This is a genomic window from Tolypothrix campylonemoides VB511288_2 (assembly GCF_045999855.1).
In the GTDB taxonomy this organism is placed as follows: Bacteria; Cyanobacteriota; Cyanobacteriia; order Cyanobacteriales; family Nostocaceae; genus Scytonema; species Scytonema bouteillei_A.
On sequence record NZ_JBFPMW010000001.1, the window covers coordinates 255,750 to 268,967 of the forward strand.

Below are 13,218 nucleotides of genomic sequence, written 5' to 3' on the forward strand. Positions count from 1 at the left end.
AGTTTCATCACAAGCGTTGTGGTAAACTGTTCGTGGGGATCGGGTAAGGAAAGCAGTTAAAACTAGAAAGAATTGCTTGAAACCAAGTCCACACAAGGGCTTTCTCAATAGAAAATCGAAAATACAAAATCTCTTGACAAGAGTTTAGCTGTTAGGCATAATAAATAAAGTGAATAAAAACAAGGGACTGTAGTTCAATTGGTTAGAGCACCGCCCTGTCACGGCGGAAGTTGCGGGTTCGAGCCCCGTCAGTCCCGTTAAAGCATAAAGAAGACAAGTTGTAAAGAGTGAGTTTAGAGCCAGAGGTTACTGGCACTCGGTTATTATAACTTGGTATAAGCTACTAAGTTGTGCGTTAGATAAAGAGAGAAATTTCAGTGACTGTTAGAGTCCGTATTGCTCCCAGCCCTACTGGGAATTTACACATTGGTACAGCAAGGACAGCCGTCTTTAATTGGTTGTTCGCCCGCCACCATGGCGGTCAATTTATCCTGCGGATAGAAGATACAGATGTCGAGCGATCGCGTCCCGAATATACAGAGAATATTCTTGAGGGATTGCGCTGGCTGGGGTTGACCTGGGATGAAGGACCATTTTTCCAAACAGATCGTTTGGAAATGTACAAACAAGCAGTCAAAACACTTTTAGATAAGGGATTGGCTTATCGCTGCTATACCACAGCAGAAGAATTAGAAGCGCTGCGAGAAGCACAGAAAGCCAGAGGAGAAGCACCCCGTTACGATAACCGTCACCGCAATCTCACACCAGAACAAGAAGCAGCCTTCAAAGCAGAAGGCCGCAGCTTTGTGATTCGATTTAAAATTGACGACGATCGCGAAATTGTCTGGAACGACTTAGTCCGTGGCAAAATGATTTGGCGGGGGAACGATCTCGGCGGTGATATGGTCATTGCTCGTGCCGCTGCAGATGATATCGGTGTAGCTCTGTACAACTTTGCGGTTGTGATCGATGACATGGATATGCAAATCACCCATGTTATTCGAGGCGAAGACCATATTGCTAACACTGCCAAACAAATACTCATATATGAAGCTTTCGGCGCTAAAGTACCGGAGTTTGCCCATACACCCCTGATTCTCAACCAAGAAGGACGCAAGCTCTCCAAGCGAGATGGAGTCACATCTATTTTTGACTTTAAGCAAATGGGCTTTACGTCCGAGGGATTGGTAAATTACATGACATTATTGGGTTGGTCTCCCCCAGACTCAACTCAAGAACTTTTCACCTTAGAGGAAGCAGCCAAATTGTTTGGCTTTGAGCGAGTCAATAAAGCAGGGGCAAAATTTGATTGGGCAAAATTGGACTGGATTAACAGTCAATATATTCATAATATGCCTGTTGATAAGCTGACAGATTTGGTGATACCCTTTTGGGAAGAAGCGGGATACCAATTGACAGCAGGACGCGATCGCCCCTGGCTGGAACAGTTAGTCACTTTAATTGGTCCGAGTCTCACTCGGCTGACAGACGCCGTCTCAATTTCTCAACTCTTTTTTGTAGAAACAGTTGAATTTAGCGAGGAAGCACGGGCACAATTAAAGCAAGAAGGTTCTGCTGCCACTCTCTCCTGGATTGTAAATGCTTTAGAGAATCAGCAGTTGACAGAAGCTAGCGCTCAAGAACTGATTAAGCAAGTCGTTAAGGAGCAAAACGTTAAAAAAGGTTTGGTCATGCGTTCTCTTAGAGCTGGTTTAACAGGAGATCTTCACGGTCCAGATCTTATCCAATCCTGGTTGCTACTTAATAAAATTGGTTTAGATAAACCACGGTTGCTTCAAGCAGTTTAAAGAAAGATGAAGTGTATAAAATAAAATACTTCATTTTTCCGATTGCAAGTTCTTTGTTCGTCCTCGTTCCGGTGAATCCAGAGAAAGTAGGCGGTGAGACCAGTGCTGCAGGCGGGTTTCCCGCGCCCTGGCAACTGGTGAGTCCAGCCCTGATAGCGCAGCGTGGCACTTTCGTGCCATAGGCGGGTCTCCCGCGCCCTAGGGACTGGTGAACCCGGAGGGTGGTTCCACCTGGGAATGTATCGAGCGAGGCTCTGCTCGCCCTATTAGGAGGTGGAGTCTCTTCAATAGCATTCTTCAGGCGCAGCCACCGGAACGAGGGGAGGAACTAAACCCATCATTTGCCAACAGCATCCTTTAAGAAGTCGCGGATTGAGTAGCATATGGTACTTCTTTTAGTGAACTGACAATCCGGAACATTCTTATAACTTTTTTGTAAAGAAGTGAGTTGCATACCCTCGTATTGGGAACTTCTTATGTAAAATAAACGTCACTCGAACTACTTAAGAAAATGTGTAATTCAGATGCTGACAAAAGTTATAAATTTAGGAATAAGAATTTCTTTGGTAGTCGCAACAATAGCGATCGCCTCAGTAAATACTATGACAGCAGATGCTCAACAAGAAACACCACCCCCAATCTTTGGGGATATGACTATTGGTCAAAAAGTTTCTCCAGATCCAATGACAGTTCGTGGAATGAGCGGCGGTTCCATACCGGGGAAGCAACTGGTGGGGAAGGGAGAAACTCCCACAGGACCGTGTACGGGATTTTTTGATGAAAAACCAGACCACACACTAGAGCTAACAAATAAGTTTGACTACTTAAAATTACAAGTAGAAAGCCCAGAAGATACGACTTTAATCATTCAAGGTCCTGGAGGGACTTGGTGCAATGACGATTTTGAAAACAAAAATCCCGGTATTCTCGGTGAATGGTTGCCTGGAAGCTATAATATTTGGATTGGTTCCTATACAAAAGATAAGTATCTTCCTTACACGCTACGCATAACACAGTCAAGCAAATCAGTGACCAGCAAATCAGATCTTGGCGAGCGGTGAACAGTCATCTCCGCTCGAGAACTAATAGGGAGCGATAACAATGACAGTTACAGCATCTCAGGATTTATCAGAGGAATTTGCTGAACGGGGCTGGCGTAATGAAATTGTCACTCAGCCAGATGGTAGCGAAATTTATGTTAAAATCCCCCTGACATCAGAAGAGTTTCTTCATCCACAGGAAGGATACCGCTTGCCCAACAGTACTTTTCATGAGGATATAGCAGGCGGTGTTAAGGATATATTGACCCGTCGCTATGCTAGCGATCGCACAACGGGAGTATTCCGGGATTTAATTGTTAAGTGGGGGATTCCGGGTTTGGGAAACCACTGTCCCGATACCTTTGTAGTGTTTGGACTGCGAAACAAAGAGGACATCCGCACTGAATTTGTCGTTCCGGTAGAAGGAGTTCGTCCTGGGTTGATTGTGGAAGTTGTTTCTCCTCGCTACCGCAAAGAAGATCGACAAACCAAAGTAAAAGAGTATGCTCAAGCGGGAGTACGGGAATACTTAATTTTCGACCGACGCAGACAACGCAAACAAGTCATTGAAGAAGTTTTGGGCTATTGCCTAATTGACGGGCAGTACTTACCGCTGACTCCTGATGATGATGGACGCATTTTGTTTGAGACTGTGGGGTTGTATATTGGGCTTCAAGATAGTCGAGTTGTAATGGAAGATGCCCAAACCGGTGAACGCTTGTTAACGTCTCAGGAACTCGAGCAACAGGCATCTCAAGCAGAGCAACGAGCATCTCAAGCAGAGCAACGAGCTGCAAAGTTAGCTGAACTTCTCCGAGCGCAAGGAATAAATCCTGACGAAATTTAACAAAAAAGAAATTAAGAGCCTGAATTTAGCATTCAATATAGATTTTGCATAAAAATGGCGTGAGTCAAGTGTGGTTTCACGCCAAATCGATATAGTACAATGGGACAAAATTAAGTTAAATTTAATTAAGATTATTAATGTTGTCTCAGTTCTAGCAACTTGCCAAATCGGGCAGAAGCCATAGCTGTGGCACATAAATATAAAAACATTGATTTAAAAGCTCTATTTTTGGGCTGCTGCACTATCTAGAGGCAAACAAAAATGAAATTTTCCTGGAGAGTTCTACTACTCTGGACATTGCCAGCATTGGTAATTGGCTTTTTCTTTTGGCAAGGCGCATTCTCCGGTGCTCCCACTGACCTAAGTAAGAATGCAGCCAGCACTCGCATGACTTATGGTCGTTTTCTAGAATATTTAGACGCCAATCGCGTCACTGGCGTTGATTTATATGAAGGCGGTAGAACGGCAATTGTGGAAGCTGTCGATCCGGAATTGGATAACCGCATACAGAGAGTGCGGGTAGACTTACCAGCCAGTGCTCCTGAGTTGATTAGAAAGCTTAAAGAGAAAGGAGTGAGTTTTGACGCTCACCCCATGCGAAATGATGGAGCAATTTGGGGACTGTTAGGAAATCTTATTTTTCCTGTCTTATTAATTACCGGGTTGTTTTTCCTGTTTCGTCGTTCTAGCAACCTACCAGGCGGTCCCGGTCAAGCGATGAACTTCGGTAAATCAAGAGCACGCTTCCAAATGGAGGCAAAGACTGGAGTCAAGTTTGATGACGTTGCCGGTATTGAAGAAGCTAAAGAGGAACTGCAAGAAGTTGTTACCTTCCTCAAACAGCCAGAGAAATTTACTGCAGTTGGCGCACGCATTCCCAAAGGAGTGCTGTTAGTTGGACCTCCAGGAACAGGTAAAACGCTGTTGGCAAAAGCGATCGCAGGTGAAGCTGGCGTACCGTTCTTTAGCATCTCCGGTTCCGAATTTGTGGAAATGTTCGTTGGAGTCGGTGCGTCTCGCGTGCGCGATTTGTTTAAAAAAGCAAAAGATAATGCTCCTTGTATCATCTTTATTGATGAAATTGACGCCGTAGGACGTCAGCGGGGTGCAGGTATCGGTGGCGGAAACGACGAACGCGAGCAAACCCTCAACCAATTGCTGACCGAAATGGATGGCTTTGAGGGCAACACTGGTATCATTATCATCGCTGCTACAAACCGTCCTGATGTACTAGATGCAGCCCTGTTGCGTCCCGGACGCTTTGACAGACAAGTGATTGTAGATGCACCCGACATCAAAGGACGCTTGGAAATTTTAAAAGTCCACGCCCGCAACAAGAAATTAGACCCCAGCGTTTCTTTAGAAACAATTGCCCGTCGCTGTCCTGGATTTACTGGTGCAGATTTAGCAAACTTGCTCAACGAAGCTGCTATTCTGACTGCACGACGCCGTAAAGATGCCATCACCAATACAGAAATTGATGATGCAGTAGACCGGGTTGTGGCTGGTATGGAAGGAACGCCATTGGTGGATAGCAAGAGCAAGCGTTTGATTGCTTATCACGAAATAGGACACGCTATCGTCGGTACATTGCTCAAAGACCACGATCCAGTCCAAAAAGTGACCCTGATTCCACGGGGACAGGCACAAGGTTTAACCTGGTTTATTCCAAATGAAGAACAAGGGCTGATCACGCGATCGCAGCTCAAAGCCAGAATTACTGGTGCTTTGGGTGGTCGTGCAGCAGAAGACATCATTTTTGGTGCTGCTGAAGTGACTACTGGTGCAGGCGGCGACTTGCAACAAGTTACCGGAATGGCACGGCAAATGGTAACACGATTTGGGATGTCCGATCTAGGTCCGGTGTCCTTAGAAAGCCAAACAGGTGAAGTTTTCTTAGGTCGCGATTGGATGACCAGATCTGAGTACTCAGAATCCATTGCTGCTCGCATTGATTCTCAAGTTCGCGTCATTGTAGACGAGTGCTACCAATCAGCGAAAAAGATTGTACGAGATAATCGTACTGTTATGGATAGATTGGTAGATTTACTGATTGAGAAAGAAAGCATTGACGGTGAAGAATTTCGACAAATTGTAGCAGAATATACTAGCGTGCCTGAAAAGCAACAGTTTATTCCTACTCTTTAATCTCACTTTATTCTCAACTTATCTTATACAGTATTGTAGGGGTGTAGTGAAATATACCCCTTTTTTCTGTGTTCGCATCTGCTTCCATCCCAGTCTCAAATTACCCAGTTGAGCCAAAAGCATTGCTAACAAACATCTGAAGGTGGGCGTTGCCAAATCGACAATACAGGAATAGATATTATATATGTAAACTATTCTACTTTAGATAGATTTTTGGTAATAAAATAAAAACCACAATCAACAAATATAAATACTTCCACTGTAAGATTAGTGGATAAAATTTATACTGAATCTAACAGGGGGCTGAATATAAAGTTATTCTAAAAAGTAAAGCTAAATTTGTATTAAAAGATACGCTATCAATAAAGTCTAATTCCTTAGAACTAAGTTTTCTAGTCAGATAAGTAGTAAAAATGGCTGAATTTCCCGTACTGGAATACGAGCAACTTTCAGATTTGAAGGCTAAAGAGATATATCAAGAAATCCAAGTAGAACTTGGGTTTGGGATTGTACCCAATCTATTTAAATCAATGGCAATCAATTCTGGAGTGCTAGAAGCAAACTGGAAAAAGTTCCGCGCTACAGTTTTGCAAGGAACTGTTCCTCGCACACTTAAGGAAATGTTGGGAATTGCTATCTCTCAAGCAAACAGCAGTCCTTATGCATTAAATGTTCATTTACACGCATTGTCGTCTTTGGGAATGAGTGAAGAAGTTTTGAAAACTTTGGTTTCCAACTTTGCTGCTTGTCCGCTTCCCACACGAGAAAAGGCAGTCATTAGCTTTGGCTTAAAAGCTGCTACCGAACCTCACAATCTTTCAAGCCAGGATTTTCAAAAGTTGCGAGAGTTTGGATTGGATGATTCGGAAATATTTGAGATTATTGCCACAGCAGATCTATTTACTAGCATAAATCGGTATACAGATTCGATAGCCCTCGAAATAGACAAGTTATGACTTTTATCCCCACCTCTACTGAAAGTAGTAGGTTGGAAGAACAAAATTATCAACAACTGTTGCTTCTTTCCCGTCGTCTGATATCAGAAGCGCAAGCGTTCTCCAGCCGTATCGCATCTGTTAATGAAATTGCGATCGCCATCAATCAAACCTTAAAAGTAGATGAAATTTTGCGAGTGGTGGGAAAGCAAGCAAAGTGGTTGTTGGATTTTGAACATTGTAGTGTTTGTCTGCGCGATAAGCAGGGTACGGCTTGCGCCAAAGGCGATAAGCAGGGTACGGCTTGCGCTAAGAGCGATCGCAAGGAGACTTGGAGTATAAACACACTTTTTAGTTCTGTTGCTGAAGTTGAGTGTTTGGATATTAGCAACTTAGGTGTCGTCAGTCACGCTCTCAGAACAGGTCAAGCTCAACTGATTCATGACAACTCAACTATCGGTTTTTTACACCAGTATAAATCGGCGATTGTGATTCCTTTGGAGTGCGATCGCCAGATCCTAGGTACCATTAACTTTGCTAGCATAACACCCAAAACATACAATCAAGAAGATTTACGGATCGGTTACTTGCTTGCCGTGCAACTATCAGCAGCCATTCGGAATGCAGAACGATTTGAAGAGTTAAATCGACTGTATCTTGAATTAGAAGAAGAAAAACGCAAATCAGACGAGTTGCTCTTAAATATACTACCAACAGACATTGCCTCCGAGTTAAAACAGACGGGTACAGTCAAACCCGTATTCTATGAATCCGCCTCTGTTCTTTTTACAGACTTCAAGAATTTTACTCAACTATCCGAACAACTGACACCACAAGAGCTCGTTGATGAACTAGACTACTGTTTTTCTTGCTTCGACCAGTTTATTGAAGCACACAATTTAGAAAAACTTAAAACTATTGGAGATAGTTATATGTGCGTTGGCGGAATTCCCGTCCCCAACAAAACTCATGCTATTGATACCGTATTAGCTGCTATAAATATTCGAGCCTTTATGCAATGGCGCAAGCAAGAAAAGGTATTTTTGAACTATCCCTACTGGGATATTCGTATTGGTATCCACTCAGGACCCTTGTTAGCAGGTGTAATCGGACATAAAAAATTTGCTTATGATGTTTGGGGTGATACTGTGAATACAGCTTCTAGAATGGAATCTTCTGGTATTCCCGGTAGCATTAACATTTCTCAAAACACTTTTGAATTAGTAAAAGATTTCTTTGCAGTGGAGTACCGAGGAAAAGTTTCTGCCAAAAATAAAGGTGATATTGATATGTACCTAGTGACTAAAATCAAAGATGGTCTTTCTCTCGATCCAACAGGATTGTTACCAAATGAATTGTTTAACGAACTATATTTTACCTTGCAATCAAGTACCGATCCAAACAGTGAGAAGTATCCAGTTGATACCTGTAGTTAAAAGTATCAAATTTTAACTCAGGTTGCAAATCGGGATAAAGCGACGATCGCGTTGAAATAACGCTCCCTTGTCTCTCCTTCCCAAGCGAAGCAATTGACTTGAGGTGAAACCGCAATTTCACTATTGCTCTTCTCGCTTCTCACAGGAGAAGAGGGAGGTTGCGAGAGTGAAGTCTATCTAACTTACGTTTTATCAAGAAAGGCAGAGGGCAGGAGGCAGGAGGCAGAAGGGAATACTGGCTCCGCTCTCTGCGAGTGACCAAAGGGAACAAGGGTTTAAGACCCCGACTGAACTCCGTTCAGTCGCTACCATTTAGGAGGGGTCTGAATCCCCTTCTAAATGGAACCTTCTGCCCTCTGCCTTCGTACTTCTGCCTTCTTCAATATCTTTTAATTGCACAATCATTTTGCCATAAATATTTCATATTTTAAATTAAATAGAGTTGGCATTGCTACATATATTTATAAATTTAGTCGAACTGAAAGATAAAAAATAAAACAAGACAATTGTTAATATATAACATTCCAAAAACTCAAAATAACTATAATCCTTGTTTTTAACTAACACTTTTAGAAGAAAATAAAAAATGAAAAATACATTGAATCTGTTAAGGATTAACATAAGCAGTCAAAAAAATGGGTTAAAAAATGTATGAACACTAAAAATAAAGAAACGTCATGACGGAATCTCTCAATACAACAATCAAGACAAATACTTCTAATACATCACCTCTTAATGACAGCCAAAATAACTCCTATGTTAGTGTAGATAGTTCACTTAATCAGAGCTATTATGGTTCTTCACAATCATCTTTAGAATCAGATTTAACAACTGATAACAACGTTTCTGCAACAAGCAATACCAATCCACTCTTGAATAGTGCTGCGATTTTTGCTGATTTTAATGGTGATGGTAAGAACGATAAGCTTTGGTATAATTCTCAAACTGGAGAAACTTCTCTTTGGTTAATGGATGGTAGCAATGTTCTTGCTGAAGCATCTCTTAAAACTTTAACTCCTGGCTCAACATTGAATATTGCTGATTTTAATGCTGATAACAAAACCGATCTTCTCATACACAATACTCAGACAGGCGAAAGCAGTATTTGGATTATGGATGGGACAACAATTGTCTCAGAGGCTGCGCTAACTTCTTTAAGTGGCGAATGGAGCCCTACCCTTGTTGATTTTAACGCCGACAGCAAAACTGATATTTTCTGGCGCAACAGTCAAACAGGCGAAAACCAAGCTTGGTTGATGGATGGCACTACTATCACATCCGAAGCAGCTTTAGATTCATTTGACTCAAATTGGACAGCTAAAGCAGGCTTTTTCAACGGTGATACCAATACAGATATTTTGTGGCGTAACAATGCAACCGGTGAAAATATCATTTGGTTTATGAATGGTACAACTGCTTCTGCATCTGCAGCGCCTACTCTAGGTACGGAATGGGAAATTGCGAGCCTTGGAGATGTTAACTTCAGTATTCAAACTTTTGAGACTGATGTTGTCTGGCGCAATAGTGCAACCGGTGAGAACAAAATTTGGCTCTTTGATGATGGAAATGTTGTAAGTGATACTGCTTTACCTACACTGACTGGTTCTGGTTGGAAGTCTTCAATTGGTGATTTCGACGGCAATGGCAGCACCGATCTCTTCTGGTACAACGAAGAAACAGGTGAGAATAAAGTTTGGATAATGGATGGTGCAACTGTAGTCAGTGACGTTTCTCTACAATCTCAAAGCCCTGGTGGTGCTTGGCAAGCTAGTATTTCTGATGTCAATGGAGATGGCAAAACTGACATCTTCTGGCGGAATTATCAAACAGGCGAGAACAAGCTTTGGACAATGGATGGTACTACTTATAGTGAATCTCCTGTTGCAGCACGTTCTCCTGAATGGTACACCGCTTAATCATTCATCCACAGTTATTAGTAACTAGTGGTGAACTGGATTTATGATGAGTTAAGTTGGTCTAGAACCCTGACTTTTTAGAAAAGTCAGGGTTTTAACAAATTCCCAGAAGCAGTACGATCTAGAACAGCACGGCATAAATAAGCTAACGATTAACAACAAACAAAAAGCTCACTTTCAAAACTTTTGCGCCTTCTGCCCTAGTAGCGAGCGAACTTCTGCCTTCATGTACTAGTACCGTTCTTTTTTTTGGTTGTTGTTCAAAAAAGGCGCTCGCAACAAAGTTCTCCAGTTTTGTTTCTACTACAGCAGCACTGAACTCTTGTTAATCAGTCAATTTAGGAGTTAAAAAATCGAAAATATGATGAGCCATTTCTAATTTAGAACAGGGAGGTATCTCAAAGCGCTGTCCTTGCTTGTCTAAAAAAACAGCTTGATTGGTGTCACTACCAAATCCACTTCCCGGTTCATCTACTGGATTAGCAACGATCGCATCTAAATTTTTCCTATGTAATTTCTCTAATGCTGGCTTGACTATATCTCCTGTTTGCGCTGCAAATCCAATTAAACGCTGATGGGATTGTTTGATTTGTGCTAATTCAGCAACAATATCGGGTACTGGTTCTAAAGGTAAAGCTTCAGGGAGAGCTTTCTTTGCTAATTTCTCTGGGCTGTAATCTCTCGGCTTAACATCTGCAACTGCTGCGGACATAATAATAACATCTGCATTTGATAAACACCTCACCATATGCGATCGCATTTCTGACGCACTCACAACCGGAATTGCCGTAATTCCCAGAGGAATCTCCCAAGTTGCCAACCCATGTACTAAAGTTACATTTGCACCTCGGTGAAGTGCTGCTTGTGCTAATGCTAAGCCCATTTTGCCTGTAGAAGGATTGCCAATAAATCTGACGGGGTCGAGATACTCTCGCGTTCCACCAGCACTAATCAAAACTTGTTTTCCTGCTAAATCTTTTTGCCCTGCGGTATGTAACAGCGATTGGACATAAGCAATAATTTCCCAAGGCTCTGCCATTCTACCCGCCCCAACGCGATCGCATGCTAGCAATCCCGATGCTGTTCCGATCCCGTGATACCGTGGGTCTGTTAAAAGTTGGTGCCAATTCCTCTGTACGACTGCTTGCTCCCACATATCAGTGTTCATTGCTGGGGCTAACAGCACCGGACATCTGGACGCCAAAACAGTGTTTGCCAGCAAATTGTCAGCTAAGCCATAAGCTAACTTTGCCAGCGTATTTGCCGTGACTGGAGCAATTAAAATCAGATCTGCCCACTCTCCCAAATCTATATGCAGTGGACGAGAGCGATCCGATTGCCAAAACATTTCATCTGTATAAGCTGGATGACGGGAGAGGGTTGCTAGAGTTAAAGGCGTGATAAATTTTTGTGCTGAATTTGTAAGAATTACTTTGACCTCTACACCGCTTTTAAACAGTGCGGACACAACCTCACAAATTTTATAGGCAGCAATACCGCCGCCTACACCTACAATCACTCTTCTCAATTTTGGATTTTGGAGCCACTGCGTTGTGGGGGTTTCCCCCGTTGAAGCAAGTGGCGTGATTTTGAATTTTGGATTGGTCATAACATAAGACTCAATAGTCACCAACTGTTCTTGCGATCTTGTGTCTATTAGACATCTTCAAAAGTTAAGCATTGTATACAATTTTAATAAAGACGCGTCATGACGCGTCTCTACATTGTTGTTTGGAGATGTTTAATCCAGAATCCTAAAATTCAAAATCGTTACGCTTCATCATACGCTTCAAGATCTAACAGATGAATGTATGGTTCGACTAACTCAGGACGTTGGAAAGCGATCGCCCGCAGTAGATGCCAATCATTCAAACCCTCAAAAGCGCCACTGTAGTTATCTTGTTCCAGACGTGTTGCTAATTTTTCCACCTCTTGTGGAGTCATAGCAGCAATTTCTTTCTTAGAAATGCTTAGAGTTGTCATTGTGCTCGCCCCTCCCTTTTGCAGCATTCGCCAACAGAATGGGTTTAGTTGCGATCGTCGCAGCCACCCAATATATATTACTCACTAAAAAGAGTAATTTTCGTGAAATTATTCAGGATTTCCTCCAAATTTTGTAAAAATTTTGTAACCCCAACAACACAATCTTTAAAGACAAGCTAAATTGTGGGGTTTAAGAGAGCGGCAACATTCTATTGCCTAAGTATTAGCAACTATAAAATTGCGTAATAACTCTAGCATTTCCGGACGGATTTCATGACCCATGTCAAATTCATGGTATTCTACTGAGAACCCTGAAGATTCAAGAGTTTGTCGTGCTATAACTGCTGCTTGCAGCGGCACAACTGTATCTTGAGTGCCATGCATAATTAAGACGGGAGGCAGAGGTGTATTTGTAGATATTTTTGAAGAAGAATCATTTTGTGTTTCGTCTTTTTTGGGAATTGGATGTAAATATCCACTCATGGAAATTAATCCCGCTAGAGGTAATGTGACTCCTACATCCAAAGTCATAGCCCCTCCTTGAGAAAAACCACTCAGAATTGTGCGAGATAGAGGCACTCCCGTGCTACTTTCCAGGGATTTCAACCAATCTATTAGCTGTTGGCGACTTTCTGACAATCCTTGATACAAATTTTCCGTTTGTAGGTCATACCAAGCTTTTCCTATAGCAGAATAAGGATAAGGATACGGCGCATTAGGAAATATGAATTGATATTCAGGTAACCTAAAAAAAGGTAAAAGATATGCCACATCCTCAGCATTTGCTCCCCACCCGTGCAAAGTTACAATTAGACCTTTTGGAGGCTGGTCTGTTTGTGGAGGTATATTGATAGATTGTAAAGTAGGAGTCATTAGTCAAGAGTTAACGCTCAACAGTCAATAGTTAATAGTCTGTGGTTTCGCACTCAATAGTCAATAGGACAAAGGATATGCAACAAAAGATAGAAAATTTTGTATCTTTAATCTCTATTGAGTGCGTTCTTTGTGTCTTCGCTGTCTTTGACTAACTCACCGGGAAGACAGCCACGGTGATTCTTTGATCGATAAAATAGACTTCTGTCCTTATTTTTATACAAGCGAGACT

Annotated in this window: 11 protein-coding genes and 1 tRNA gene; 8 read left to right on the top strand and 4 right to left on the bottom strand. The window is 42.1% G+C overall.

Going from position 1 to position 13,218, the window contains the following annotated elements:
- Positions 1-183 precede the first annotated feature (183 nt).
- Positions 184-257 (top strand) — tRNA-Asp (locus tag AB0756_RS01095).
- A gap of 120 nt (positions 258-377) precedes the next feature.
- The gene (gltX, locus tag AB0756_RS01100; protein ID WP_038077556.1) at positions 378-1,808 is read left to right on the top strand and encodes a glutamate--tRNA ligase; all 1,431 of its coding nucleotides are present in this window, start codon (positions 378-380) and stop codon (positions 1,806-1,808) included.
- A 30-nt stretch (positions 1,809-1,838) separates the two neighbouring features.
- Here the strand turns inward: gltX and AB0756_RS01105 are convergent, their stop codons facing one another.
- Positions 1,839-1,988, bottom strand: coding sequence for a hypothetical protein (locus AB0756_RS01105; RefSeq protein ID WP_167844835.1), 150 nt, complete (start codon positions 1,986-1,988; stop codon positions 1,839-1,841).
- Between the two features lie 344 nt (positions 1,989-2,332).
- Between AB0756_RS01105 and AB0756_RS01110 the strand changes: the two genes are divergently transcribed.
- From AB0756_RS01110 to AB0756_RS01135, 6 genes are all read left to right on the top strand, one after another.
- On the top strand, positions 2,333-2,869 hold the full coding sequence (locus tag AB0756_RS01110) for a hypothetical protein (RefSeq protein WP_038077553.1): 537 nt from the start codon (positions 2,333-2,335) through the stop codon (positions 2,867-2,869).
- A gap of 40 nt (positions 2,870-2,909) precedes the next feature.
- The gene (locus AB0756_RS01115) at positions 2,910-3,695 is read left to right on the top strand and encodes a Uma2 family endonuclease (RefSeq protein ID WP_038077548.1); all 786 of its coding nucleotides are present in this window, start codon (positions 2,910-2,912) and stop codon (positions 3,693-3,695) included.
- Positions 3,696-3,956: 261 nt separating this feature from the next.
- The gene (gene ftsH2, locus AB0756_RS01120) at positions 3,957-5,843 is read left to right on the top strand and encodes an ATP-dependent zinc metalloprotease FtsH2 (protein WP_038077545.1); all 1,887 of its coding nucleotides are present in this window, start codon (positions 3,957-3,959) and stop codon (positions 5,841-5,843) included.
- A 413-nt stretch (positions 5,844-6,256) separates the two neighbouring features.
- Positions 6,257-6,799, top strand: a complete 543-nt coding sequence (locus AB0756_RS01125) for a carboxymuconolactone decarboxylase family protein (protein ID WP_038077542.1) — start codon at positions 6,257-6,259, stop codon at positions 6,797-6,799.
- The gene (locus AB0756_RS01130; protein WP_050045521.1) at positions 6,796-8,214 is read left to right on the top strand and encodes an adenylate/guanylate cyclase domain-containing protein; all 1,419 of its coding nucleotides are present in this window, start codon (positions 6,796-6,798) and stop codon (positions 8,212-8,214) included. The genes AB0756_RS01125 and AB0756_RS01130 overlap by 4 nt, the downstream gene beginning before the upstream one ends.
- Before the next feature lie 677 nt (positions 8,215-8,891).
- Positions 8,892-10,130 carry an FG-GAP repeat domain-containing protein gene (locus tag AB0756_RS01135; protein ID WP_038077539.1) on the top strand — a complete coding sequence of 413 codons (1,239 nt, stop codon included), beginning with the start codon at positions 8,892-8,894 and terminating at the stop codon, positions 10,128-10,130.
- Between the two features lie 325 nt (positions 10,131-10,455).
- On the opposite strand, the gene coaBC is transcribed toward AB0756_RS01135, so the two are convergent.
- The 3 genes from coaBC to AB0756_RS01150 all read right to left on the bottom strand — a co-directional run bounded on the left by coaBC (position 10,456) and on the right by AB0756_RS01150 (position 12,986).
- Entirely contained in the window at positions 10,456-11,739 is a 1,284-nt protein-coding gene (coaBC, locus tag AB0756_RS01140; RefSeq protein ID WP_237266031.1) for a bifunctional phosphopantothenoylcysteine decarboxylase/phosphopantothenate--cysteine ligase CoaBC, read from the bottom strand.
- A 161-nt stretch (positions 11,740-11,900) separates the two neighbouring features.
- A complete protein-coding gene (isiD, locus tag AB0756_RS01145) occupies positions 11,901-12,113 on the bottom strand; it encodes a protein IsiD (RefSeq protein ID WP_038077561.1) in 213 nt (70 codons plus the stop codon).
- Between the two features lie 216 nt (positions 12,114-12,329).
- Positions 12,330-12,986 carry an alpha/beta hydrolase gene (locus AB0756_RS01150; RefSeq protein WP_038077538.1) on the bottom strand — a complete coding sequence of 219 codons (657 nt, stop codon included), beginning with the start codon at positions 12,984-12,986 and terminating at the stop codon, positions 12,330-12,332.
- Positions 12,987-13,218 lie beyond the last annotated feature (232 nt).